The sequence below is a fragment of the Pseudarthrobacter sp. NPDC080039 genome (genome assembly GCF_040702335.1).
GTDB classification, from domain to species: Bacteria; Actinomycetota; Actinomycetes; order Actinomycetales; family Micrococcaceae; genus Arthrobacter; species Arthrobacter enclensis_A.
In genome coordinates this window covers 16192-40722 of sequence record NZ_JBFBKY010000013.1, presented here as the reverse complement: position 1 = coordinate 40722, position 24531 = coordinate 16192, and the positions used below count along the sequence as shown (strand labels likewise).

Below are 24531 nucleotides of genomic sequence, written 5' to 3'. Positions count from 1 at the left end.
ATGACCGCAAAGTTTGTGTCATTTGAGGACGACGCCGGCAAGGTCACCCGGTATGCCCGCCATGACAACGGCGGCGGGCTCATTGCTCCGGGAGCCAGGGTGGCAGACAGCGCCCGGATTGGTCCCATGACCTACATCGAACACGGCGCCCAGGTGGGCGCCGGCTGCCGGATTGGACACGGCAGCTGGATCGACCGGGACGCCACCATCGGTGACCGGACCGTTATCGGCGACGGCGTGCATATCGGCCGGGGCACGGTCATCGGCAACCGCGTGCACATTGGCAGCCACTCAAGGATCGGTTCGAGCGTCCTGATAGAGCATGGTGTCCACCTGGATACCGACAGCAGGGTGCCGGACGGCAGCGAGATGCTTGCCGGGGCACACTCACGCCTGGCACGGGCAAAGCACCGGCCGCACCGCAAGGCGAAGGGCGGGCTGGCCGCCTGAGCCGCCCTTGGCGCGTGGCCCGGCGTTGCCTGCGGGCAGGAGTACGACGGCGGCAGCGTGCGGCGCGGCCACCGCACCGGAAGTGCACAGCACCCGGGTCCGCAGCGGCAGGGCGTCCCGGTCCCGGTAGAGGGCGCCGATGCTGGTCGTCAGTGCTTCCTCAGGTCCAGCGCTCCCTGGCCGTACCAGCGCTCCCGGAGGAGGTTGGCGCAGGTGCCGAGCAGGCGGTTCAGTCCACCGGTGCTGTTGGACAGGGCGCGAAGCACCAGGCCGGTAGTTCCTCCGACGGTCCGGGTCAGCGATATGCCGGTCAGCGCGTCGAAGCCGGCGGTGAGCCGGTGCAGTTCGTCGGCGAGCGCCTGGTCCACCCTTGCGTCCACCACCACCAGCGAGCCCAGATGGCTGTACCCCTCCATGAAACCAAGCCCTGCGACGTCGCCGAGCGGCGGCCGGATCAGCAGGTTGTCCAGCGCCAGCAGTTGCGTGCCATGGCCTGATTCAACCCGGATCTCGTTGCGCAGCCGGACCTCCTGGTACCGGAAGGCGGCTCCGTCGGGCGACCAGCCGGGAGTCACCACCTCGGCCATGACCAGCGACGACGACGGCCGCAGGGTCACCGAGGTCCGTTGCCGGTAGCTGGCTTCCCGGTAGGCGATGAGCTGATCGGGCATGAGTTCCAGCCGCGCCCCCTCCCCCAGCCGTACGGTCATGCACTGCTCGGCAAAAGACCCGGGGGTCCGATAAACCTTCGTCGCGGACTGAGTGGTCAGCAGCAGGGAAGCAGAGTCCTCCACCTCAACATCAATGAGAAAGAGGTCCGCCCCCAGATAAGCCCCGCCAGGATTGACGACGACGTAGCAAACCTGCCCGGAGTCATCCAGGTAATGAGGCCGGAGCACCCGAAGCGCCCCTTGATGAAACTGGTGCGAGGCAACCGACCTGCCGTGCCGCAAACTGACGCCCAACTCAAGCCGCCCCATCGGTGACTTCTCAGCGCGAGCGGAGTCGGGGATAGGGGGCCGCGGCGTGGCGGGCCTCGTGGGGGGCCCACTGGCGCGAGGGCCCCGACCCGAGCTTGCGAGGGTTGGGAGCGCCTGGGGACGGGCACGGCCCCCTGTCCCCGGCGAAGCGCCGGAAGCGGACTCACCCGCGGGTGGAAGCCCCGGTGAGGTGCCTTCTTGAGGTGATCCGACCGCCGTCGTGCTCATGCCAAATCGAGCATCAGGACGTCGTGCCGGATCCATTCGATGACCTTGTTGAGCCCCTCGTCAGTCTTGAGGTTCGTGAAGCAGAACGGTTTGTTGCCGCGGAACTCTTTGGAGTCCCGTTCCATGACGGCGAGGTCCGCGCCGACGTGGGGTGCGAGGTCGGTTTTGTTGATGATGAAGAGGTCGGACTTGATCATGCCCTGGCCGGCTTTGCGGGGGATCTTCTCGCCTTGGGCCACGTCGATGATGTAGATGGAGAAGTCGACGAGTTCGGCGCTGAAGGTGGCGGAGAGGTTGTCGCCGCCGGATTCGACGAAGATGACCTGCAGGTCCGGGTGCCGGGCCTTGAGTTCCTCGATGGCGGCGGTGTTCATGGAGGTGTCTTCGCGGATGGCGGTGTGCGGGCAGCCACCGGTTTCGACGCCGATGATCCGGTCCACAGGGAGGATGCCGTTGGCGGCGAGGATTTTGGCGTCCTCGATGGTGTAGATGTCGTTGGTGATGGCGGCCATGGAGATGTCGCCGCTCATGTGCCGGGTGAGCCGTTCCACGAGCTGGGTCTTGCCTGCTCCGACGGGTCCGCCGATGCCGATTTTGATGGGCTCAGTCATGGTGTTCCTCCTGCTAGCTCATGAACATGCGGGCACGTTGGCGTTCGTGCCGCATTTGCGAAATTTCCAGTCCGGGGCTGACGGCCCCAAGGTCGTCCGGCGTGAGGCGGGCGATCGTGTCGGTGGCGGCAGCGACGTCGTCGTGCGCTTTCCGCAGCACCCGCTGCCCGGCGTTCTGGCCGAGCGGGATGGCCCGGACGGCGTTCTGGGTGAGGGACGTAACGGTGGCGAAGAGGTAGGCGGCGAGCGCCTCCTGCAGCGGCACTCCCAGGGAACGGGCGACGACGGCGAACGCGAGGGGCTGGTGCCCGGCGGCCCGGCCGGTGGCCACCAGGTCCCGGTAAAGTTCCAGCGCGGGCGAGAGAAACACCTCAGCCCCGATCTCCAGCAGCCGGGACCCCATCTTGAGGCTGGCCTCCCGAACCTGCCGCGGCAAGAGTGAAGCAGACAAAAGCGAATCCAGCTCCCCAAGATCACCCCCCTCATACAGAAGCCGAACAGCCAACCCATCCGAATAAGTCAGCGACTGCGCCACAAAAGCCGAGAGCCAGTTTCCAAATGACACTTCATCAAAAACGAGCTCCCGCTCGATGTACGTCTCAAACCCAAGGGAGTGAGCAAAAGCCCCAGTAGGAAGCGCAGAGTCAACCAACTGCTGCAAAGCAAGCTGGTAACTAATCACCGCACTGCCGCCCAACGGAACGGAGCATCGCGACGGCCCGGATTGGGGGCCGCGGCGTGGCGGGCACCGCGAAGCGGGCACGGCCCCCAATCCGGGCCGGCGCACCCAAGCGACGCCTCCCGTGGAGCCCCAGCGCTGCCCCAGGGTTACTAGTGCGAGTGTTCAGCATGGCGGAAAGGCACAGGCATGACGCGTTCCTGGCGGGTGTAGGGCACGGAGTTGTGGCGGAGGTAGTCCTCGACGGTGTGGTCGTAGGCGCACACCATGACGTCTGCTTCATACTCCGAGGACGCGTCGAAGAACTGTGCCTGGAGGTGCCGGTTGCCGAGGGAGTGTGCGGTGACGCCCATTTCGTGGATGGTCTGTGGCGCGATGACCAGGACGTCGGTGGGCAGGACGGATACCACGATCATGTTTGTTGCTTCGACGTGGAGGATGTCGCCGTCGCGCAGGTCGCCGCAGCCGGAGGGGAGGCGGATGCCGATTTCCTTGCCGTGGTCGGTGGTGGCGCGCTGGATGCGTTTGACCAGGGAGGCGCTGGGCAGGATGACTTTTTCGCGGTGCAGCCCGGCGTAGGCGGCGGCTTCGGTCTCGGGCAGGTCGTGCAGGTTGCCGAGGACTTTGTCGATGATCATGGGGATTCTTTCGAGGTTCTAGAAAAGGAAGTAGCGCTGCGCCATGGGGAGCACATCGGACGGCTCGCAGGTGACGTCCTCGCCGTCGACCGTTACTTGGTACGTTTCCGGGTCCACCTGGATGTCGGGGGTGGCGTCGTTGTATTTGAGGTCGGCTTTGGTGAGATGCCGGATGCCGGCGACGGGCCGGATCACCTTCTCGAGCCCCAGTTCCTCAGGGACGCCGGCCTCGATCGCGGCCTTGGACAGGAAGGTGATGGAGGACTGGTGCACGGCCTTGCCGAAGGTGGCGAACATGGGCCGCATGGTCCGTGGCTGCGGGGTGGGGATGGACCCGTTGGAGTCACCCATCAGGGCGTAGGCGATCTGGCCGCCCTTGAGCACCAGTTCGGGTTTGACGCCGAAGAACGCCGGATCCCACAGCACCAGGTCGGCGAACTTGCCCACTTCCACGGACCCCACGGAGTCGGCGATGCCCTGGGCGATGGCCGGGTTGATGGTGTACTTGGCCACGTAGCGCTTGAGGCGGAAGTTGTCGCTGTCCGAGCTGCCGTGCGTGCCGCCGTCGGAATCTTCCAGCACCCCGCGCTGCCTCTTCATCTTGTCGGCCACCTGCCAGGTGCGGGTGATGACCTCGCCCACCCGGCCCATGGCCTGGGAGTCGGAGGAGGTGATGGAGAAGATGCCCAGGTCCTGCAGGACGTCCTCGGCGGCGATGGTCTCGGCGCGGATGCGGGAATCGGCGAAGGCCACGTCCTCGGGAATGTCCGGGTTGAGGTGGTGGCACACCATCAGCATGTCCAGGTGCTCTTCGATGGTGTTGCGCGTGTACGGCAGGGTGGGGTTGGTGGAGGCAGGCAGGACGTTGGGCATGCCCGCGATCCTGATGATGTCCGGGGCGTGGCCGCCGCCCGCGCCCTCCGTGTGGAAGGTGTGGATCACGCGGCCGTCGATGGCGCGGATGGTGTCCTCCACGAACCCGCACTCATTCAGGGTGTCGGTGTGGATGGCCACCTGGACGTCGTACTCGTCGGCCACCCTCAGCGAGGTGTCGATGGAGGAGGTGGTGGCGCCCCAGTCTTCATGGACTTTCAGCCCGATGGCACCGGCGCGGATCTGCTCGGCGAGGGGTTCGACGGCGGACGCGTGGCCCTTGCCGAACAGGCCGATGTTCATGGGCAGCCCCTCGGCTGCCTGCAGCATCCGTTGGATGTGCCACTTCCCGGGGGTGACCGTGGTGGCTTTCGTGCCCTCGGCAGGGCCGGTGCCGCCGCCGATCATGGTGGTGACGCCGCTGGCCAGGGCGGTGGGGACCTGCTCCGGGGAGATGAAGTGGATGTGGGTGTCGATGCCCCCGGCGGTGAGGATTTTCCGCTCCCCTGCGATGATCTCCGTACTGGAGCCGATCACGATGTCCACGCCGTCGGTGATCTGCGGGTTGCCGGCCTTGCCGATGCGGAAGATATGTCCGTCCTTCAGGGCTAGGTCGGCTTTGTAGATGCCGGTGTAGTCAAGGATGACGGCGTTGGTGATGACGGTGTCCGGAATGTCCTCTTCGCGGGTGGCCTGGCCGTTTTGGCCCATGCCGTCGCGGATCACCTTGCCGCCGCCGAACACCACTTCCTCGCCGTACACGGTGCGGTCCTGCTCGATCTCGAGGAAAAGGTCGGTGTCCGCAAGGCGGATTTTGTCACCGGTGGTGGGCCCGTAGAGGTCTGCGTACTGCCGGCGTGGAATCTCGAAGCTCACTTGCCATTCCCTTCCGCAACGGCCGCACCCTGGTGGGTGCCGCCGTCGAGCTTTCCGTTGACAGCGTTGCTGAGTCCATACACCTCGCGGGCGCCTGCCAGTTCGATGAGCCGGACGCTGCGGGAGTCGCCGGGTTCGAACCGGGCTGCCGTTCCTGCCGGGATGTCCAGCCGCCGCCCGTACGCAGCCTGCCGGTCAAAGGACAGGGCGGCGTTGGCCTCGGCGAAGTGGAAGTGGGAGCCCACTTGGACGGGCCGGTCGCCGGTGTTGGTCACGGCAACCTCGATTGCCTCCCTGCCGGCGTTCGCGGTCACGGGATCCGGCCGCAGGACGTATTCGCCTGGAATCATGGCTGCGCTCCTCAGCGGATGGGGTTGTGGACGGTGACCAGCTTGGTGCCGTCCGGGAAGGTTGCCTCGATCTGGACGTCGTGGATCATCTCCGGGACGCCTTCCATCACATCGTCGCGGGTGAGCAGCGTGGTGCCGAAGCTCATCAGGTCGGCAACGCTCCTGCCGTCCCGGGCCCCTTCGATCAGCTCGTAGCTGATGATGGCCACGGCTTCGGGGTAATTGAGTTTGAGGCCGCGGGACTGCCTGCGCCGGGCAAGGTCGGCGGCCACCACGATCAGGAGTTTTTCCTGCTCACGCGGCATCAGATGCATGGGGTTCCCTTCGACGGCCTGGGGCGTGCTGCCAGAGTAAGCGTGTCACGTTTCCACCAGGTTTCAGGAGTGTCAGTGGAGGCTGTCCGCCTGCTGGTTCGCCTCGCTGAGGCGCCCCAGGATTTCGCCGCTGGACTGGATGGGCTGGCGATAGGTGGCGGAGAGGATGCGGAGCATATCGGCGGCATCCTGGTGGGCTTCGGAGGCCATGGCGTCCTTGGCGTACGTGACGCGGATGTTGTGCGCGAACGCGTCAGCGGCGGTTTGGGCGATGCAGTTGTGGGTCGAAACGCCGGCGAGTACCACTTCCCCGGCGTCCCAGTTCCGCAGCCGCGCCAACAGGTTGGTGCCCACAAAGCCGCTGTCCCTGGTCTTGTTCAGCTGTGGAAGGTCCTCGGTGATGAGGCCCGGTACCAACTGGGCCTGCTCGCTGCCGCGGAAGATGAACCCCTGGTCATCGTCGAGCATGCTGAGCGTCCAGGTGGACTTGTCCCGCTCGTGCTCGGTGCCCACCAGGAGCGCTTTGTGTCCGGCCGCCTTGAACCCTTCCAGCAGCCGGTTGCACTCACCGACCACCCGCTCCTGCTGGGCTGCCAGTTCGGGCGTCTCGAAGAATGCGTTCTGCATGTCGATGACCAGGAGGGCAATCATGTGGGCACCTTTCCTCATTGAACCGGTTCGGGAAAAGTACCCGTCCATATCCGGACAAAACGTGCACCTGCCGGAACAAGGGGCTCCGGAAGGCGGGTTCAGGGTGCCGATTCCCGGATCTTCAACTCGAATCCGGCCGCCACGTGCACGCCCTGTGCGGCTGTTTCCCGGGCGCCGATCCGGTCCAGCAGCAGGTCGACGGACCGCTCCGCGATCTCCTCCATCCCCGGCGACACCGTGGTTAGCGAGGGTGATGCAAAGCGGGCCTCGTCGATGTCGTCGAAGCCGGCCACTGCAACCTCCCCCGGCACCTTGACGCCGCGGATCAGCAGTTCGTGCAAAGCGCCCAGTGCCAGGACGTCGTTCAGCCCGAATACGGCATCGAACTCAACCCCTGCTTCCAGGAGGCCGGCAACGGCGGCAGCACCGGCGTCACGGCGCCATTCGGCGGGGGCGACCAGTCCGGCGTCGAACGCGATGCCCGCATCTTCCAGCGCCTTCCGGTACCCGTTCAACCGCAGCCCGGCGCTTCCGGCGGACTCGTCCGGCCGGGCTCCGATCACGGCAATCCGACGGCGGCCGCCGGCCAGCAGGTGCCGGGTGAGGGCAGCCGCCGCTTCCCCGTTCTTCATGGTCACCAGGTCGAAGCGCGGGTCCATGACGTGCTCGCCCAGCATCACCAGCGGTTTCCTGCCCGCCCGGGCCGCGATGGCGTCCGCATCCGCAACCAGCGGCGTGAACAGCAGGCCATCCGTGAGCTGCCGGAAAGTCCCCTGCAGGGCCCCGAGCTCGGCGGCAGCCCCTGCGTCGGACTGCTCCACGATGACGCGGTAGCCGCGACGGGCAGCGGCCTTCATCAGCTTGGACGCCAGCTCCGCGTAGTAGGGCGCGGAGAGGTCCGAGAGGACAAGGCCCAGCATGGAGGTCTTGCCGGACCGGAGGCTGCGGGCAGTGAGGTTTGCTTCGTAGCCCAGCTCGGCGATGGCGTCCTGGACCCGCTGCTTGGTGGCCGGACGAATGAATTCGTAGTCGTTCAGGACGTTGGAAACCGTTTTAAGGGAGACGCCTGCCGCCCTCGCCACATCGTTCATAGTGACGGCCATTAACGCTCTTTTCCAGCCTTCGCGGCTGCCTTGGCGGCCTGCTTGCTGGCGCGTACCTTGGCCAGGGATTCCGGGTCCACGATGTCCGCCACCGAAAGGTAGCTGCCCTCTTCACCGTAGTGGCCCGCTGCTTCACGCCACCCTGGCGCGTCGAGGCCGCGCTGCTTGCCCAGGAGCGCCAGGAAGATTTTGGCCTTCTGGTCCCCGAAACCGGGCAGGGCCTTGAGCCTGCGCAGCACCTCCGCGCCGTCCGGCGAACCTTTGGTCCAGATCGCGGCGGCATCGCCGTCCCACTCGTTCTGCACCGCCTCGGCGAGCGCCTGCACGCGGGCAGCCATGGAACCGGGGAAACGGTGGACGGCCGGCCGTTCCTTGAACACTTCGACGAAGGCAGCGGGATCCTGCCCAGCGATGGCCTCCGGCTTCAGTGAGCCGATCCTGGACCTGATCTTCTCCGGGCCGGCAAACGCGGACTCCATGGTGACCTGCTGGTCCAGCAGCATGCCGGTCAGCAGGGCGAAGGCGTCCTCACTCAGCAGCTTGTCCGCGGCAGGGTCCCCTGTGATGTGCAGTTCCATGCCGTCCATCCTCCCACCTGCGGGCCGCCGTCGTCTTTCTCCCGGATCAGGCGTCCATTGCCAGCCGGATCATGGACCAGGACACGGCGGGGAGCTCTGCCGTGAGCTGGCCGCCGTCCACGCGGGCGGTGCCGTTTTCGGACGGCAGGACGGAAGTTGAATCATCGGCACTGGCCTGCCAGTACGGGTCCTTGTTGGCATAGGTGAGGGCCTCCACCACCCGGACGTTGCCCAGCGCGGCTACCGCGGCATCCAGGGTGAGGGCGTCGGTGGCGGATCGGTTCACGGCGAACACCACCGCCTCGCCCTTTTCCGCATCAAAGGTGGCGACGGCGGAGAGCGCCGCGACGTCCGCCGTCGTGCCACCGCTGACCAGCGGGGATTCGACGGCGAGCTGCAGGACGGTACCGGAGGCGTGGCGGGACGTGAGCGCGAACGGGTGGAACGTGGTTTGTTTCCAGGACCTGCCCCCGGGCTGGGTCATGATCGGCGCGATGACGTTGACCAGCTGCGCCAGGCTTGCCGAATGGACGCGGCCGGTGTTCCGGAGCAGCGTTACCAGGAGGTCCCCCACCACCACGGCGTCCGCCACGGTATAGGTATCCTCCAGCAGGACGGGGGCCACGGGCCAGTCATTGCCGGTGGGCACCTTGGACTCGTCGCGGCTCATGTGCCACACGTTCCATTCGTCGAAGGAGATGTTCACCTGCTTGGTCGACTTCTTCACGGACTTCACATGGTCGATGTGGCTCACCAGGTCGCGGATGAAGGCCTCCATCCTGTGCCCGGCGGTGAGGTGTTCCTGCAGGTCGCCGAAGTCCTCAAAGTACTGGTGCGCCGAGACCAGGTCCACCAGCTCATAGGTTTCGGACAGGACAACGCGCTCCCACTCGCCAAAAGTTGGCATGGTGGGTCCGGAGCTGCCGCAGGCCACCAGTTCCAAGCCTGGGTCGATCATGCGCATCCCCCGTGCCGTATCAGCGGCAAGGCGGCCGTACTCCAGGGCGTCTTTGTGCCCGATCTGCCAGGGACCGTCCATCTCATTGCCCAGGCACCACATCCTGATCCCGTATCCGTCAGCGGCCCCGTTGGCCCGGCGCTGTTCCGAAAGGGCCGTGCCGCCGTCGATGTTGCAGTACTCCAGGAGGTCCAGCGCCTCCTGGAGTCCCCGGGTACCGAGGTTGACGGCCATCATGGGCTCCACACCGGCCTTGGCTGACCACTTGGCGAACTCGTCCACACCCACGGTGTTGGGATCCGTGGAGTGCCAGGCCAGGTCCAGCCGGACTGGACGCCGGCCTGCCGGACCCACGCCGTCCTCCCACCGGTAGCCGGATACGAAGTTGCCGCCCGGGTAGCGGACCGTGGAGACGCCCAGCTCGCGGGTCAGCTCCAGGACGTCCTTGCGGAAGCCGTCCACGTCGGCGTCCGGGTGGCCCGGCTCGAAGATACCGGTATAGACGCACCGGCCAAGATGCTCCACGAAGGCACCGAAAGTACGACGGCGGACGGGCCCAACAGTGAAGGAGGGATCGACGGTGATTTTTGCTGCGGCGGGTCCAGGCTGGGTCACGGAATATCCTCGGCTTCTTTTTTACAACGTTATAGAACTCCTATTCTTGAGGGCTCCGTTCCACGCGTCAAGAATTTTCCGGCGTCCTCCACTAACCATTTGCAGCGGCCGGGCCACGCACCCCGGCTTGGCCTGCACTGATGCCGCGCATGCCGCCCGCGCCCGGGTTTCCAAGTACTGCCTGCCGGGAAAAACAGGTACCGGTTACGCATTCGCCGGGGCCTCTGTGCCAACTAGGTTTTTCCCAGAGACAAGAAGACCTGTTCTGGCTCTCGGTACTTGGCTCACTAGGGGGTGTGAGACTGGAAATGCACGTACGACAGGTAGGCCCAGGCTTCCCGGTCCACCGGACGCGGGTAGTAGGCGGGGCCGGCGACGAGGAGTCCTTCGAGACCAAGGACTCTCCCCCAGCCGTCGCCGGCCCTTTTGACCGCCAGAGAGCCCGCACCGGCCATGCACCCGTGCAGGCCGGCACCCAGGGGCAGGCCGCAGCCGGGACCCCGGCCCTTTTGCTCGACCTTGTCAACGGCGCCCACTCACTGGCCGACTCGCTGGACCTTCTGGTTGCTGCTTCGGCAGGACATGTGATGCGGACCGCGGGCCTGGAAGTTGGCTGCGGCCTGGTGCTGCACCAGCCCAAGCGGAGTCTTGCCATTGCGGGCACCACCGGCGACGTGGTCCGAATGCTGGAGTGGGAACGGGACGCAGCCGAGGGGCCGGTCACCGATGTCATGGCCGGCGGACACCCCGTGGCGGTGCTCCAGAGAAACGGTGACTTCCGCTGGCAGCACTATTCGGACCAGCTGCAGTCGGCCGGCTATGGCAGTTCCCTGGCCGTGCGGCTCCGCCTGGATGCAGGGGTGCCGGCGGATGACGGCCTTCCCGGCCACAGCGGGCTGGGGCAGTCCAGTGCCGCCCTCGCCTTCTTTGCACACGACGCAAAAGCCTTCCCGCTCCAGGTCATTGCCGAAGCCCGCACTTTCGCAGTCCTGGCAACCAAGAGCCTCCAGATGGCCATCAATATGCACACCGCGCGTTCCCTGGCCACCGACCTGCGCTCGGCCCTGGACAGCCGCACCTCCATCAACGTGGCCTGCGGCGTGATCATGGCGCAGAACAGATGCTCCTACCAGGAGGCGTTCACCATCCTCGCGAAGGCGTCGAGCCACCGGAATATCAAGGTGCGCAAGGTGGCCGAAGACATCCTGGATAAGCTGCCGGATGGTGCGCCGCACTCACACTTCGGCCACTGACTGCCGGGCCCCGCGGCCGCTCCACTGGGCGCCGGCGTAAAGCGCGTGGCCTAGGCGGGAGCTGGCGGCGCAGTACTGGCACGGACCACGAGTTCGGGCGGGACCACTGTGGAGCTCACCGGGGCGCCGGACTCGATTTCCTTGAGCATGATGTCCATGCAGCGGCGGCCCAGTTCTTCGAAGTCCTGGCGGACGGTGGTCAGCGGGGGCGTGAAGTAGCCCGCTTCCGGCTGGTCGTCGAAGCCCACCACGGAGACGTCGTCGGGCACCCTGACCCCCGCCTCGGTGAAGGCGCGCAGCACGCCCAGTGCCATCTGGTCGTTCCCCACGAAAATGGCCGTGGCGGTGAGCCTGGAAGCAAGCCTGCGGCCGATTGCGTAGCCGCTGCCAGCGCTCCAGTCCCCTTCCACCAGCAGGGACTCGTCCAGGCCTGCTTCCCGGAGCACGGCACGCCATCCTTCCGCGCGCTCGGCACCGTCCGTCCAGTCGGGCGGACCTGCAATATGACCGATCTGCCGGTGCCCCTCCCTGACAAGGTGTTCGACGGCGAGCCTGGCACCCGCGCGCTGGTCCACCATCGCCCCGCTGACCTTCGCGCTGCCGGCAGAGCCCACAGCCACCACCGGGACGGGAAGGTTCATCTGCTCCAGCACGGCGAGGGTGTCCGAGTGCGGCACCAGCACCGCGATCCCGTCCACCGCCTGGTCCATGAAGTGGCCCACGGCATTGGAGATCGCATCCCTGCTGACCTCCCGCAGGGCAGCGATGCTGACAAAGTAGCCCGCATTGCGGGCGGCATGTTCAACCCCCAGCAGGGTGTTGGCCGGGCCGTACTGGGAAAGTTCGCTGGCCAGCACCCCGATGGTCTGCGAGCGCCGCGTGACCAGGCTCCGGGCCGCGGTGTTGCGCCGGTACCCCAGCTCCGCAATGGCGGCCTCCACCTTTTCCCGAGTCGACTTGCTGACGCTGGGATGGTTGTTCACCACACGGGAGACGGTCTGGTGGGAGACGCCCGCCACTTTGGCCACGTCTTCCAGGCGCGGCATCCGGCCCTTGCTGGTATTTGCCATGTGCCTATTGTGCCTGCTCGGCGGCGCTTCTCCCGTGGTACATGGCCGCGGACGGAATGCGGCGGAATCCTTGCGCGGCACGGGCACCCGGAGAAGGATGAAGGCACCCCCGTTTGCACAGAAGGAGCCGGTGGAATGACCAAGTACCTGATCTCTTTTCCCAGCGCGGCCATGGACATTCCCCACGACGGCCTGCAGGAGGTTGCGGACGCAGCGCACGCAGTGGTCCGGGAGGCAAAGGACGCCGACGTCTGGGTCTTCGGCGGCGGCATCGATGAGAGCGTCCCGCCCGTCATGGTCAGCGGCAACGGAACCGTAAGTGAAGGGACCTATCCCCAGACGGCGCACATCGAGGGCGGTTACACCGTGCTGGAACTGCCCACCTACGACGCCGCACTGCACTGGGCCGCCAAGATCGCCGCCGCCTGCCGCTGCGCGCAGGAGGTGCGCGCCTTCCAGTACGATCCCGCCAGCTAGTGGAAGCAGGGCAGGTGGACCTGGAGTATCCGTTTGCCGGCCGCTGGCTGGTTCAGAACTCGCCCGCGGACCGGGTGCCCAGCCATGGAACAGAGCTCTTCGGTACAAGCTGGGCCATCGATTTCACCCCGGTGGATGGCAGCGGGCGGTCCGCCCCGATCAGCCTTGCAGCATTCTTCCGGCCGGAGCCGCCGGAACGCTTTGCAGGATTCGGCAGGCCTGTCACGGCACCGGTTTCAGGGGTGGTCCGCGCCGCCCGGGACGGCGGGCCTGACCACGCTGCCTTCCGTGGCCTGCCCTCGGTCAGGTATGCGGCAACCCAGGCGTGGCGGGCGCGGGAGGGGTGGATGGGGCTGGCCGGCAACCACGTGATCATCGAGGGCGAAGGGGTGTTCATCGCCCTGTGCCACCTGAAGCGTGGGAGCGTCTGCGTCCGCCCGGGCCAACTCGTCGGGGTTGGGGACGCGATCGGCGCCTGCGGCAATTCCGGCAACAGCACCGAGCCTCATCTGCACATCCAGGCCATGGATTCGGTGGATCCGGGGCGGGCTTCCGCCGTCCGCATCTCGTTCCCCGGCGGACTGCCGCGGAACGGGACGATTGTCTCCGCCTAAGAGGGGGATTTCACCACAACGGGCGTTCAACCGCTTAAAGCGGAAAGTCCGCCGTCGTACGCGGCGGACTCCCGAAGTCACTGTGGGTGGGCCCTGTGGGGCTCGAACCCACGACCCACGGATTAAAAGTCCGATGCTCTACCAACTGAGCTAAAGGCCCCTGCCGGTCAGTCAAACACGCTGTGTCCGCCCGTCCGGCCCAATCCATTTCTGGACGTTAATACTCTAACCCATGGTTCCGGCGTCTTTGCACATGCTCCGGACGCCGCCGTCGGCCGCTTTAACCGCCCGGCCGCGGCTCCTACCGCCGGTGTTGGCCGGGCGTCCGGATGCTCGATTTCCATCGGCGCACAGGAGTAGCGTGGGGGCATGAGCGAGCAAGCAGGAACCAGTCCGTACGGCGGCAGCAACCGGCACCACAAGCCCAAGCCATTCGCGCCGATGGACTTCGAGCCCTTCGCAGGCGGCGCCGACCCCGCCCGCGTCTCGGAGGCCGCCCACCTCGCCGCCCAGGCCCTGGTACGCCATGGCCGTGACAGCGACGATCCCCAGGTGACCGAACGCCTGGTGCGGCTCGCCGACGAGCAGGGCCTGGAAGCCATCGCCGAGATGTGGGCCGAGAGCCCCGCCCGATCCCTTCCCGGCGCACTGTGGCGGCTGTACGCCCTGCGCGCGGCCACCGTCCAGGACCCCGAACGCATCTCGGTCTATTTCCGCGCCGGCAAGGACACAGCGCAGGTCTCCAACGTGGTGGCCGGTGCTGCCGAGCCCCCTGGCGCCGATGAAATGCGCAGCATGGCGGACGCCATCCTCTCCGGCGCGTTCGATGGCGACTTCGACGTCGCGCTGGAACGTTCCGCCGCGTTCTGCCGCGTGGTGGCCCTCGGCCAGGCCACCCTCGCCGACGGCGCCGAGCACGCCAACGAAGCACACGCCAGCAAACTCACCCGCAACTCCCACCAGCTGGTGAAGACCGCGGAGGACCTGGAGCACGCCGCCAACGCGTGGCGCCTTGGCGAACTGGACTGACCCCGGCGGGGGCAAAGACCGCTTCTTTCCGGACAAACCAGGGCCTCCGCTGTCAAGATTGACTTGCACGGGGTGAAGTAGAAGACTGAAACCGGTGCCGAACCGCGAAACCCCCGGGCTTCAACAATTAGCCGCCTAGAGCGGCCTACCGCCGAGAGGCGTATCCGGTTCGGCACCATTTTTCTGCCCTCTTCCAGGGGCCGATTCAGAGGGTGCAGTTACGGGCCGGTAGAGTAGGCGACAGCTGCCCGCCGGAGTCAAGTCACACGGCAGCAGCCCCCGCCCTCATAAGTCCCCGGAGACCGGTAAACACGTGAAGCTGCGCCTTTTTCCCCAGGAGCCCGCAGGGCTGAACCTGCTCTCTCAGATGGCACACCAAATCGTGCTGGCCAGCGCCACCCTGGCCGAGATCCTTGGCGTACCTGCGGACGAGCACGGCGGCCTCGTGGAAGACATGCACAACATCGAGGCCAAGTCCGCCGAGCTGCACTTTGCTCTCCTGACCCACATGCGCACCAGCTTCGTGAACCCCCTCCCCCGCGAAGACATGTACGCCCTGTCGCGGTACCTCAACGAGGCCATGGAAAAGATGGATGCCGCCGCGGAACTGGTGGCCCTGTACAGGCTTGACCGGTTACCCAAGCGCGCGGCGGACCAGCTGGAAATCATCAGCCGCCAGGCCGAACTGACGGTCGACGCCATGCGCCGGCTCAATGACCTTGATGACCTCGAGGACTACTGGATCGAGATCCTGCACCTTGCCAAGCGGGCCGAGCGGACCCACCGGGTCTGGGTGGCGGACATGATCGCGGACATGAAGTGGGCCCAGTACTCCCGCAACAGGGACATCGCCAACCAGTTGGTGGAGGTCACCAAAGACATGCGCCGGGTGGCCACCCAGGTAGGCAGCATCATCGTCAAGGAATCCTGAGGTGTCGGGGGTCATCTTCGCCGCAGTGGTCGTGCTGGCGGCGGTCTTTGCCTTCCTGAACGGCTTCCGGGATGCATCCACCTCAGTGGCCCTGGCCGTGCGGAACAGGGCCCTCACTCCCAGTGTGGGCATACTGCTCGCCACGTTCTTCAACTTCGTCGGCGCCCTCCTGAGCGCCATGCTGGCGGTCGCGGCCAGCCAGACCTGGATCAGCCTTCCGGCCGGAAGTGACGGGCTCTCCATCCTGGTGGCCGGACTCGCGAGCGCCTGCGCCTGGGGCCTGCTGACATGGCACCGGGGGATCCCGGCGTCCTCCACCCATGCCCTGGTGGGTGGCCTTGCCGGAGCAGGCCTGGCAAGCCTGGCCGTCGGCGGCCCGGGAGTGGCCGGCGTGGACCAGTCGCTCCTGTTCCAGGTGGTGCTGCCGCTGGTGCTGTCTCCGCTTGTGGCCTACAGCGGTTCGTTCCTCCTGGTCTACCCGGCCACGTGGGTGGCCCGCTACACGCAGCCCAACGTGGTGAACCAGCGCTTCCGCCGGGGCCAGGCGGTGGCGGCAGGGGCGGTGGCCTTCGGCCACGGCCTGCAGGACGGACAGCGCGTCAGCGCGGTACTCCTGCTGGCCCTCCTGGCGGCCGGACATTCCGACGGCGGGATCCCGCCGTGGGTGGCAGCGCTCTCCGCCGTGATGATGACGGCCGGCACATTGTTCGGCGGGTGGCGCATTTCGCACACCATCGGCTACAAGATCACCAGGATTGATCCCCTGCGCGGCTCCGTGGCCCAGACCTTCAGCGCGCTGATGCTCTTCGTGGGCGCCATCGGGCTCCACTGGCCGCTGTCCACCACGCACACCGTCACGGCGGGAGCGCTGGGCGCCGGAGAGAACCAGCATTTTTCGGTGACCAACCGCAAGCTTGTCATCCGGATCCTGTGGTACTGGGCCCTCACGCCCCTGGCCACTTGCGCACTGGCCTTCGTGCTGGCGCTGGCATTGTCCCCCGTCTCCATCTAGTCCGGGCAACCCGGGGTGCAGTTCCCCTATACAGGCCCAAAGCCGTGACGTAGATTCGAAAGTGCGTCCCGGCCACGGTGCCGGGGACCGGCCGTCCGCGCCATGTGCAGGGCTGTGGACGGGCGCCGCTGCAGCAACACGGCGGCTTGGATGCACATCGCGGAAAAGAGCAGGCACCATGTCTCTCCCGTATTCCCGAGGTCCGCTGCCCCAGCCCCGGCAGCTCCAATGCGAGGCCTGCGGAACCGAGAACCAGCTGACCATCCACGCCATCACGGCGATCGGCGCTGCCGGAGGGGATTTGGTCACGGTCTCCTACACCTGCAACGACTGCAGCCTCTTCCAGGAACACACCGCTTACGCCACGGACGTGGCAGCTGCTCTGAACCAGGTCCGCTGGATGGCCAAGGTGGTCCTCTTCGGGGGCGACTACATCCACTGCGGGTTCCCCATGGAGGAAGCGGAGTTCGAGGTGGAGCGGCTCTGCTACCGCAGCAGCAACACGGGCAGCGGACTCAACGCGGTGTCCCTGCCCACCCGGGTCCTGCGCTGCCACTGCGGGTTCCAGCTCGAAGTACCGGAGTGAACCGCCCAGCCCGGCTACAGGCTACAGCTGAATGCCCTCTGTTCCACCCGGCGCGGCCATGAGGACGGTTGCAAGCTCGTCAGGTGACAGGTTCGCAGCCGCGCAGAGCTCAACGTGAGCGATTCCGGAAGCGGAGGCGTTGCGGACCGCCTGCCGCAGGGACTCCTGGGCGTTGTCCAGTTCCCACTGCATGCTTTCAAGGAGCGAACTGGCCCGCCAGACCACTGACAGGACATCCTCCTCCGCAGCGGCTGCCGCCACCGCAAGGTGGGGTTCGAGTTCCGGGGCCAAGGGACCTGCCGCCAGGGGTCCCGCCAAACTGGCTGCCGCGGCAAAACCCTCCGCGGGCAGCACGGGATCCGACAGCACTGAGTCCTGCAGTACGGCATCCTGTGCCGCTGCACCTGCGCCCGCTCCAGGCAGGGACACCGTAAGCGGGGGGCCCAGGGGGCTGCTGGCCGTCTGCGTCATGGCAAAACTCCTTAAGCTGGCTTACTACTAGTCCCGAAAGTATCTAGTTCAGCGTACTAAACGGGTTGGCAGATAGCCAACGGGAGCGGTGTTTATCCGAAGCGTCCGGAGACGTAGTCTTCGGTGGCCTTCTGGACCGGGTTGCTGAAGATGGTGTGGGTGTCGCCGTATTCGATCAGCTTGCCGGGCTTGCCCGTGCCGGCGATGTTGAAGAACGCGGTCTTGTCCGACACGCGAGCCGCCTGCTGCATGTTGTGGGTCACGATGACCACCGTGTACTGGTCCTTGAGCTCATTGATGAGGTCCTCGATGGCCAGGGTGGAGATGGGGTCCAGGGCGGAGCAGGGCTCGTCCATGAGGATCACCTGCGGCTCCACCGCAATGGCGCGGGCAATGCAGAGCCGCTGCTGCTGGCCGCCGGAGAGCCCGGAGCCGGGCTTCGCCAGCCGGTCCTTGACCTCGTTCCACAGGTTTGCGCCCTTGAGCGAGCGCTCCACCAGGACATCGGCCTCGCCCTTGGAGATCTTCTTGTTGTTCAGCTTCACGCCCGCCAGCACGTTGTCCCGGATGGACATGGTGGGGAACGGGTTGGGGCGCTGGAAGACCATGCCGATCTGCGAGCGGACGGTCACGGGGTCAACGCCGGGGCCGTACAGGTTGTCGCCGTCGAGCAGGACCTCCCCCTCCACACGGGCGCCGGGGATGACCTCGTGCATGCGGTTCAGGGTGCGGAGGAAGGTGGACTTTCCGCAGCCGGACGGCCCGATGAACGCGGTGACGGACTTGGCCTCGATGTTGATGCTGACGTCCTCCACGGCGAGGAAGTCGCCGTAGTACACGTTCAGGTCCTTGACGTCGATGCGCTTAGACATGGTGTTCCTTCACTTACTGGGTATGGGATGAAGTCTAGGATCCGCCGCGGCTGGGCGGAAGGAGGTGCCGCAGGCTCGCGGGTTACCGGCCTTTTTTGGGGGCGAAGATCCGTGCGATCAGTCGTGCCACCAGGTTCAGGACCATGACCAGGATGATCAGCACCAGCGCCGCACCCCATGCCCGCTGCGATGACGGACCGGGGTTGGAAGGCGAGGTGGGGTTGAGGATCTGGGTGTAGATGAAGGTGGGCAGCGAGGCCATCCAGCCGCCGAACACGTTCGAGTTGATGCTGGTGGCGAAGCCGGCGGTGACCAGGATGGGGGCCGTCTCGCCGATGACCCGGGCGATCGCCAAAGTGACGCCGGAGGCAATGCCGGAAATCGCCGTCGGAATGACCACCTTGAGGATGGTCCGCCACTTGCGGACGCCCAGGGCGTAGGCGGCCTCGCGGAGTTCGTTGGGGACGATCTTGAGCATTTCCTCGCTGGAACGGACCACCACGGGGATCATCAGCACTGAGAGCGCGACGGCGGCCACGGCGCCGGTTTTGGTGCCCGGGCCCACCACCGCGAAGAAGAACGCAGCAGCGAAAAGGCCGGCCACGATGGAGGGGATGCCGGTCATGACGTCCACGAAGAACGTGATGGCCTTGGCAAGGCGTCCGTCGTGGCCGTACTCCACCAGGTAGATGGCGGTGAGCAGCCCGACGGGCACGGAGATCACGGTGGCCAGAAGGGTGATCTGCACGGTCCCCAGGAGGGCGTGGTAGATGCCGCCCATCACGGGGCCCCCGCTCTCCACGGCCTTGTTGTCGAAGGCGCCCGTCACGCCGTTCATGGAAGTGGTAAGGAACCCGGGGTCGAGGAGCCCGGGAATGCCGTTGACCAAAACGGTCCAGATGACCGAGACCAGGGGCAGCAGCGCCACCAGGAACGAGCCGACCACCAGGCAGGTGGCCAGCTTGTCCTTGGCCTTGCGGGAGCCTTCGACGGCTGCGCTCCAGGAAACCAGGCCCACGGCGAACAGGATCGCGGAGACCAGCCCCCAGCCAAACGGATTGAAGCCGATCAGGGCAAGGACGGCGGCACCGAGGATCAGGGCTCCAGCGAGCACCGCATAGGGCGCGTACTTGGGCAGCTGGCCCTTGGTGAGGGCAGACCGCTTGCTGCGGACCGGGGTGAGGGTGGAGGTCATTTAGTTGGCTCCCGAGAAGTCCTTGTGCCGGGTAATGACCCAGCGGGCGATCATGTTCACGGCCAGGGTGATGACGAACAGCACCAGGCCGGCAGCGATCAGGGTGCTGACCTTGAGGCCGCTGGCTTCCGGGAAGTTCAGGGCGATCTCGGCAGCGATGGTCTGGTTTCCGGACTGGATGAGGCTGGCGGTCAGGGCGCCGGAGGAGAGCACCAGGGCAACGGCCATGGTCTCGCCCAGCGCGCGGCCAAGGCCCAGCATGATGGCGCTGATGATGCCCGGCCGGGCGAAGGGCAGCACGGCCATCTTGATCATTTCCCAGCGGGTGGCACCAAGGGCCAGTGCGGCTTCCTCGTGCAGCTTGGGGGTCTGCAGGAAGATCTCGCGGGACAGCGAGGTGATGATCGGCAGGACCATGACGGCAAGGACGATGCCCGCGGTGAGGATGGTCTTGCCGGTGGTGGAGGCCGGGCCCTCGAAGATGGGCAGCCAGCCCATGTTTGCGGCCAGCCAGCCGTATGCCGGTGAGATCTCCTTGGCCAGGAAGGCTGCGCCCCACGCGCCGTAGACAACGGACGGGATGGCGGCGAGGAGGTCCACTACGTAGCCCAGTCCTGAGGCCAGCCCGCGCGGCGCGAAATGGGAAATGAACAGTGCCACTCCGATGGCGATGGGGGTGGCGATGACCAGCGCAATAACCGCGGCAATCAGCGTGCCGATCACGATGGGCCAGATGTAGGCGAAGAAGCCCTGGCCGCCCTGGATCTTGTCGGCGGGTGCGGTAAGCGCCGGTACTGCCTGGACTACCAGGAAAAGCGCGACGCCGAAGAGGACGGCGAGGATCAGGCACCCGGCTGCCAGTGCGGCACCGGAAAAGACTTTATCCCCGGCGCGCCCGGCGCCCTGGGTACTGGTCAGCGTGGTGGCGGTCATTCGACGGCCCTTCGGTTCGTTGCTTGGTTGAGGAGGCGGGGTGCAAAAGCCAAGTTCCCCGCACTGCCTTCCGGCAGGCGGGGAACCCGGTTTTACAGTGTCTGCTAGGACTTGACCTTGATCGAGTCAATGGCCTTGGCGGCCTTGGCTGCGAGGTCGGAGGACAGCGGAGCGGACTTGGCCGAATCGGCTGCAGCCTTCTGGCCGTCAGAGGAAACTACGTAGTGCTCGAAGGCCTTGACCAGGTCAACGGTCTCCTGCTTGTCGTACGTGGTGCACAGGACGTGGAAGGACACCAGGACGATCGGGTAGGCACCGGCGATGGTGGTCTTGCGGTCCAGCTTGATGGAGAGGTCGTTGGCGGCGCGGCCGTCAACGGGCTTGCCGGCGTCCACTGCCTTGGCCGCGGCATCGGCGGAGATCTTGGTGAAGGAGTCGCCAACCTTGATCTGCGCGACACCCAGCTTGCCGCTCACGGCGGAGTCGTCAGCGTAGGTCACGGCACCGGGGGTGTCGGTGACGGTCTTGACCACGCCGGAGGTGCCCTTGGCGTTTTCGCCCTGGAGGCTGGAGGGCCAGACACCGGCTGCCTTGTCGGTCCAGACGTCGGAGGCTGCGGCGGACAGGTAGTCGGTGAAGTTCTGCGTGGTGCCCGAGTCGTCGGAGCGGTTCACCGGGGTGACCTTCAGGTCGGGCAGCGAGACGCCTGCGTTCAGGGCGGCGATGGCGGGATCGTTCCACTTGGCGATCTGGCCGCGGAAGATCTTGGCCACAGTGTTGGCGTCCAGCTTCAGGTCCGTGACGCCGGGAACGTTGAAGGCCACGGCGATCGGGGAGATGTAGACGGGAACGTTGATGGCGCCCTCGGGGCCGCAGACGGACTTGGAGGAGGCGTACTCGTCATCCTTCAGGTAGGCGTCGGACCCTGCGAACTGGGCCGAGCCGTCGAGGATGGCTTTACGGCCGGCGCCGGAGCCGTCCGGGGAGTACTGGACACTGGCGCCGGGGTTGGCGGAGGCGAAGTTGGTCTTCCACGCGTCCATGGCGGCGCCCTGCGCGGAAGAGCCGATGCCGGTCAGCGTGCCGGTGACCTTGGGGCCGGAGGCGGACTGGCCGGCGGCAGGCGACGTGCCGGTGGCGTTGTCTGAACCGCAGGCGCTGAGCGCGAGAGCGCCGGCTGCGATAACAGCGATAGCCGCGTGGCGGCCAAAGCGGAGTGCCTTCACTAGATGTACCCCTTCCAGGGTTATTCAGGTGCGGACAGGGACGGAGAACCCTGCAGCGCGATGCGTACGTTTTGTACCTTCAAGAAAGGTATGGGCCGCAGGTAACGGGATGGGCTGTGGAAGGTGAACGGAGGATTAACGACGGCGGGATTTTGGCTTACAAATGCCGGGTCACCATTGCGCGGATCACATGTCCGGCCGTAGTGGGGACACGGATCTGGAAAGACCGGGCAGCAAATAGACTGAACGGCATGGCTCCAGCAGCAGGACTCTCAGCAGGCAGGCGGTTCCTGCACGGCCGTATCCGCACCGGACTCATCCGGAGCCGCAATTCCCTGGTTCCGGCCATCCAGATGACGATCTGCGCCGTGGCCGCCTATGCGTTCGCAGAGTACGTCCTGGGCCACACCGGACCCCTGTTCGCGGCCACCTCGTCCCTCATCGCCCTTGGCTTCTCGCGGGAGCCGCGGCTGCGGCGCGTGGTGGAGGTGGGCCTCGGCTGCACCCTAGGAATAGCCGTCGGCGACCTGCTCCTGCACTGGCTGGGCAGCGGAATCTGGCAGGCCGCCGTCGTCCTTCTTTTTTCCATCCTTCTGGCCAGGTTCCTGGACAGCGGCAACATCTTCACCACCCAGCTGGCACTCCAGTCGCTGCTGGTGGTGCTGCTGCCGGCGCCGTCGGGCGGCCCTTTCACCCGCAGTATCGATGCCGTGGTGGGCGGCCTGTGCGCGTTGCTGGTGACCATCCTCATGCCCAAGGATCCGCGCCGCGAGCCGCGCCGCGATGTCCAGAAGCTGCTGCATGAACTGGCCGAGGTGCTGCGCGAGTGTGCGGGAGCCCTGGCCAACAGCGACTCCACGCAGGCCTGGCACGCGCTGATCCGCGGCAGGAACTGCCAGCCCCTGGTGGACGCCATGCGCCAGTCGCTCCGCGCGTCCGGGGAGGTGGCTACCCTGGCACCTGCCTACCGGCGGCACCGTGATGAACTGGAGCGGCTGAAGCAGTCGCTGGATTTCATCGACCTGGCGCTGCGCAACAGCCGCGTCTTCGCCCGGCGGCTGACCAGTGCCATCAACCATGCGGCCCTCTCGGACGAGGCGACTGACAGCATCGCCGGGGTGCTCCAGGAGACCGCTGCCGCAATCGACGAGCTGTCGCTGGGCCTTGCGGAATCGCACGACGGCGTCCGCCGCGCCCACCTGCGCACGGCCCGCATGGACTTGAGTGAGATCGCCCTGCGCCTGCACCCGAAGCTGCTGGAGGTGCAGCGGCTGGAAGGCGAAACGGTGGTCATGCTGTTCCGTCCGCTGATGGTTGACCTCCTGGAGGCCACGGGCATGGACGCGGACGAGGCCAGGGACGTGCTGCCGGCACTGTAGTGTCAGTGCCCGCCACTAGGGTTGAACGCATGGCAACAAAGACTTCCCGGGCCTCCAAGACGCCCGCCTATAAATGCGCCGAATGCGGCTGGACCACGGTCAAGTGGGTGGGACGCTGCGGCGAGTGCCAGGCCTGGGGCACCGTTGAGGAAACAGGCACCGCGGTTGCACGGACGACGGCGGCCACAACCGTGGCGGAGCCGGCACGGAAGATCGCGGACGTCGATGCCACCACGGCGGCGTTCCTCCCCACCGGCGTTGACGAACTGGACCGGGTGTTGGGCGGCGGCCTGGTTCCCGGCGCCGTCATCCTGCTGGCAGGCGAGCCCGGCGTGGGCAAGTCCACCCTGCTGCTTGACGTTGCGGCCAAATTCGCGCGGACTGCCCAGGACGTCCTCTATGTCACAGGGGAAGAGTCGGCCGCCCAGGTGAAACTGCGCGCGGAGCGGATCGACGCCGTCGCGGAATCCCTCTATCTGTCCGCCGAGACCGACCTGGGCCAGGCACTGGGGCAGGTGGAGAAGATCGAACCGCGGCTGCTGATCGTTGACTCAGTGCAGACGCTCAGCAGTGCTGATGTGGACGGCAGCGCAGGAGGCGTGTCCCAGGTCAGGGAGGTGGCGGCCTCCATCATTGCCGCAGCCAAGCGGCGCAACATGACAACGCTGCTGGTGGGCCATGTGACCAAGGACGGTTCCGTCGCCGGCCCGCGGCTGCTGGAGCACCTGGTGGACGTGGTGTGCCAGTTCGAGGGTGAACGGCATTCGCGGCTGCGTCTGCTCCGGGCCGTCAAGAACCGGTACGGGCCCACCGATGATGTCGGCTGCTTCGACCTCAATGAGAACGGCATCGAAGGCCTGGCTGATCCCAGCGGGCTATTCGTAAGCCGCACCAAGGACCCGGTGTCCGGCACCTGCATCACCGTCACCATGGAGGGCCGCCGCCCCCTGCTGGCGGAAGTGCAGTCCCTGCTCGCCGAAAGCCCAAATGCGCAGCCCCGGCGGGCCACCAGCGGCCTGGACAGTTCGCGCGTCTCCATGCTGTTGGCCGTGCTGCAGCAGCGTGCGGGGACCCTGTTGCACAAGGACGACTCCTACGTTGCCACCGTGGGCGGGGTGAAGCTCAGTGAACCGGCAACAGACCTTGCCGTTGCCCTTGCGGTAGCCTCCGCCAAGGCCCGCAAACCACTGCCCATCCGGCTTATTGCCTTCGGTGAGGTGGGGCTGGCCGGGGAGGTCCGCCCCGTCCCAGGCATCAACCAACGCATACAGGAGGCCCACCGGTTGGGATTCACCCATGCGGTGGTTCCCGCCAGCCATGCAGGCCCCGGACCGGTGCCTGCAGGGTTTTCCGTGCGCGAAGTGGAGCACCTGACGGAAGCCCTCAGCCTCCTGATCGGCTAGCATCGGCGTCGTGTTGGCGCCAGGGGATGTACGGGGCCCGGCAGGGCCGCCCCTGCCGGGTAATGTAGGTCCAGAACCTTCTCGCAGACGGAGGCTTACACTTCTGTGCCGGGGGCAGCGTGGTAATTGGGGAAGAGCAGGAAACCGCCCGCGCGGTTGACCATGGGCGCAGGGCG

General features: G+C 66.4%; 27 protein-coding genes and 1 tRNA gene. 10 read left to right on the top strand and 18 right to left on the bottom strand.

Annotated elements, in window-relative coordinates:
* Nucleotides 1-450, top strand: coding sequence for a DapH/DapD/GlmU-related protein (locus AB0313_RS14410; RefSeq protein WP_141944363.1), 450 nt, complete (start codon nucleotides 1-3; stop codon nucleotides 448-450).
* 149 nt (nucleotides 451-599) lie between these two features.
* Here AB0313_RS14410 and AB0313_RS14405 read toward each other — a convergent pair whose 3' ends face one another.
* The 11 genes from AB0313_RS14405 to AB0313_RS14355 all read right to left on the bottom strand — a co-directional run bounded on the left by AB0313_RS14405 (nucleotide 600) and on the right by AB0313_RS14355 (nucleotide 9904).
* Nucleotides 600-1430, bottom strand: a complete 831-nt coding sequence (locus tag AB0313_RS14405; protein WP_307309640.1) for an urease accessory protein UreD — start codon at nucleotides 1428-1430, stop codon at nucleotides 600-602.
* Between the two features lie 224 nt (nucleotides 1431-1654).
* Nucleotides 1655-2269: an urease accessory protein UreG gene (ureG, locus tag AB0313_RS14400; protein ID WP_366306273.1), complete on the bottom strand. Its 615-nt coding sequence runs from the start codon at nucleotides 2267-2269 to the stop codon at nucleotides 1655-1657.
* 13 nt (nucleotides 2270-2282) lie between these two features.
* A complete protein-coding gene (locus AB0313_RS14395; protein ID WP_366306271.1) occupies nucleotides 2283-2951 on the bottom strand; it encodes an urease accessory protein UreF in 669 nt (222 codons plus the stop codon).
* A 149-nt stretch (nucleotides 2952-3100) separates the two neighbouring features.
* Nucleotides 3101-3586, bottom strand: coding sequence for an urease accessory protein UreE (gene ureE, locus AB0313_RS14390; protein WP_366306269.1), 486 nt, complete (start codon nucleotides 3584-3586; stop codon nucleotides 3101-3103).
* An 18-nt stretch (nucleotides 3587-3604) separates the two neighbouring features.
* Complete coding sequence (gene ureC, locus AB0313_RS14385; protein ID WP_307309632.1) at nucleotides 3605-5335, bottom strand: urease subunit alpha; 1731 nt, start codon at nucleotides 5333-5335, stop codon at nucleotides 3605-3607.
* Nucleotides 5332-5685: an urease subunit beta gene (locus AB0313_RS14380; protein WP_141944375.1), complete on the bottom strand. Its 354-nt coding sequence runs from the start codon at nucleotides 5683-5685 to the stop codon at nucleotides 5332-5334. The genes ureC and AB0313_RS14380 overlap by 4 nt, the downstream gene beginning before the upstream one ends.
* Nucleotides 5686-5696: 11 nt before the next feature.
* Nucleotides 5697-5999, bottom strand: coding sequence for an urease subunit gamma (locus tag AB0313_RS14375; RefSeq protein WP_141944377.1), 303 nt, complete (start codon nucleotides 5997-5999; stop codon nucleotides 5697-5699).
* A gap of 72 nt (nucleotides 6000-6071) precedes the next feature.
* Nucleotides 6072-6650 carry an isochorismatase family cysteine hydrolase gene (locus AB0313_RS14370; protein WP_366306266.1) on the bottom strand — a complete coding sequence of 193 codons (579 nt, stop codon included), beginning with the start codon at nucleotides 6648-6650 and terminating at the stop codon, nucleotides 6072-6074.
* Nucleotides 6651-6748: 98 nt separating this feature from the next.
* Nucleotides 6749-7753, bottom strand: coding sequence for a LacI family DNA-binding transcriptional regulator (locus AB0313_RS14365; RefSeq protein ID WP_366306264.1), 1005 nt, complete (start codon nucleotides 7751-7753; stop codon nucleotides 6749-6751).
* Entirely contained in the window at nucleotides 7753-8340 is a 588-nt protein-coding gene (locus tag AB0313_RS14360) for an HhH-GPD-type base excision DNA repair protein (RefSeq protein ID WP_366306262.1), read from the bottom strand. The genes AB0313_RS14365 and AB0313_RS14360 overlap by 1 nt, the downstream gene beginning before the upstream one ends.
* 37 nt (nucleotides 8341-8377) lie before the next feature.
* Nucleotides 8378-9904 carry an alpha-N-arabinofuranosidase gene (locus tag AB0313_RS14355; protein WP_366306260.1) on the bottom strand — a complete coding sequence of 509 codons (1527 nt, stop codon included), beginning with the start codon at nucleotides 9902-9904 and terminating at the stop codon, nucleotides 8378-8380.
* 308 nt (nucleotides 9905-10212) lie between these two features.
* On the opposite strand from AB0313_RS14355, the gene AB0313_RS14350 reads away from it, so the two are divergent.
* The gene (locus AB0313_RS14350) at nucleotides 10213-11157 is read left to right on the top strand and encodes an ANTAR domain-containing protein (RefSeq protein ID WP_366306258.1); all 945 of its coding nucleotides are present in this window, start codon (nucleotides 10213-10215) and stop codon (nucleotides 11155-11157) included.
* A gap of 50 nt (nucleotides 11158-11207) precedes the next feature.
* Here the strand turns inward: AB0313_RS14350 and AB0313_RS14345 are convergent, their stop codons facing one another.
* The gene (locus AB0313_RS14345) at nucleotides 11208-12227 is read right to left on the bottom strand and encodes a LacI family DNA-binding transcriptional regulator (protein WP_141944389.1); all 1020 of its coding nucleotides are present in this window, start codon (nucleotides 12225-12227) and stop codon (nucleotides 11208-11210) included.
* Between the two features lie 135 nt (nucleotides 12228-12362).
* Between AB0313_RS14345 and AB0313_RS14340 the strand changes: the two genes are divergently transcribed.
* The gene (locus tag AB0313_RS14340; RefSeq protein WP_366306256.1) at nucleotides 12363-12704 is read left to right on the top strand and encodes a transcription initiation protein; all 342 of its coding nucleotides are present in this window, start codon (nucleotides 12363-12365) and stop codon (nucleotides 12702-12704) included.
* Nucleotides 12704-13318, top strand: coding sequence for a M23 family metallopeptidase (locus tag AB0313_RS14335; RefSeq protein WP_366306254.1), 615 nt, complete (start codon nucleotides 12704-12706; stop codon nucleotides 13316-13318). Before AB0313_RS14340 ends, AB0313_RS14335 begins: the two co-directional genes overlap by 1 nt.
* A gap of 87 nt (nucleotides 13319-13405) precedes the next feature.
* Here AB0313_RS14335 and AB0313_RS14330 read toward each other — a convergent pair.
* Nucleotides 13406-13478 (bottom strand) — tRNA-Lys (locus tag AB0313_RS14330).
* Nucleotides 13479-13687: 209 nt separating this feature from the next.
* Between AB0313_RS14330 and AB0313_RS14325 the strand changes: the two genes are divergently transcribed.
* The 4 genes from AB0313_RS14325 (at nucleotide 13688) to AB0313_RS14310 (ending at nucleotide 16876) form a co-directional block, all read left to right on the top strand.
* On the top strand, nucleotides 13688-14347 hold the full coding sequence (locus tag AB0313_RS14325) for a hypothetical protein (protein WP_141944395.1): 660 nt from the start codon (nucleotides 13688-13690) through the stop codon (nucleotides 14345-14347).
* Nucleotides 14348-14660: 313 nt separating this feature from the next.
* On the top strand, nucleotides 14661-15278 hold the full coding sequence (locus AB0313_RS14320) for a nuclease PIN (RefSeq protein ID WP_307309614.1): 618 nt from the start codon (nucleotides 14661-14663) through the stop codon (nucleotides 15276-15278).
* Nucleotide 15279: 1 nt separating this feature from the next.
* The gene (locus AB0313_RS14315) at nucleotides 15280-16290 is read left to right on the top strand and encodes an inorganic phosphate transporter (RefSeq protein ID WP_141944399.1); all 1011 of its coding nucleotides are present in this window, start codon (nucleotides 15280-15282) and stop codon (nucleotides 16288-16290) included.
* A gap of 178 nt (nucleotides 16291-16468) precedes the next feature.
* Nucleotides 16469-16876, top strand: a complete 408-nt coding sequence (locus AB0313_RS14310; RefSeq protein WP_366306253.1) for a hypothetical protein — start codon at nucleotides 16469-16471, stop codon at nucleotides 16874-16876.
* 21 nt (nucleotides 16877-16897) lie between these two features.
* On the opposite strand, the gene AB0313_RS14305 is transcribed toward AB0313_RS14310, so the two are convergent.
* The 5 genes from AB0313_RS14305 to pstS all read right to left on the bottom strand — a co-directional run bounded on the left by AB0313_RS14305 (nucleotide 16898) and on the right by pstS (nucleotide 21573).
* On the bottom strand, nucleotides 16898-17347 hold the full coding sequence (locus AB0313_RS14305) for a hypothetical protein (RefSeq protein WP_307309608.1): 450 nt from the start codon (nucleotides 17345-17347) through the stop codon (nucleotides 16898-16900).
* 92 nt (nucleotides 17348-17439) lie between these two features.
* A complete protein-coding gene (pstB, locus tag AB0313_RS14300) occupies nucleotides 17440-18219 on the bottom strand; it encodes a phosphate ABC transporter ATP-binding protein PstB (RefSeq protein ID WP_307309605.1) in 780 nt (259 codons plus the stop codon).
* A gap of 82 nt (nucleotides 18220-18301) precedes the next feature.
* Nucleotides 18302-19414 (bottom strand): phosphate ABC transporter permease PstA, encoded by a 1113-nt coding sequence (pstA, locus tag AB0313_RS14295; RefSeq protein WP_141944406.1) that lies wholly within the window; start codon nucleotides 19412-19414, stop codon nucleotides 18302-18304.
* Nucleotides 19415-20347 carry a phosphate ABC transporter permease subunit PstC gene (pstC, locus tag AB0313_RS14290; RefSeq protein ID WP_141944408.1) on the bottom strand — a complete coding sequence of 311 codons (933 nt, stop codon included), beginning with the start codon at nucleotides 20345-20347 and terminating at the stop codon, nucleotides 19415-19417.
* A 104-nt stretch (nucleotides 20348-20451) separates the two neighbouring features.
* Nucleotides 20452-21573 carry a phosphate ABC transporter substrate-binding protein PstS gene (gene pstS, locus AB0313_RS14285; RefSeq protein ID WP_307309598.1) on the bottom strand — a complete coding sequence of 374 codons (1122 nt, stop codon included), beginning with the start codon at nucleotides 21571-21573 and terminating at the stop codon, nucleotides 20452-20454.
* Between the two features lie 251 nt (nucleotides 21574-21824).
* On the opposite strand from pstS, the gene AB0313_RS14280 reads away from it, so the two are divergent.
* Together AB0313_RS14280 and radA are read left to right on the top strand one after the other, a co-directional pair.
* On the top strand, nucleotides 21825-22952 hold the full coding sequence (locus tag AB0313_RS14280; protein ID WP_141944412.1) for an FUSC family protein: 1128 nt from the start codon (nucleotides 21825-21827) through the stop codon (nucleotides 22950-22952).
* A 29-nt stretch (nucleotides 22953-22981) separates the two neighbouring features.
* A complete protein-coding gene (gene radA, locus AB0313_RS14275; protein ID WP_366306250.1) occupies nucleotides 22982-24355 on the top strand; it encodes a DNA repair protein RadA in 1374 nt (457 codons plus the stop codon).
* Nucleotides 24356-24531 lie beyond the last annotated feature (176 nt).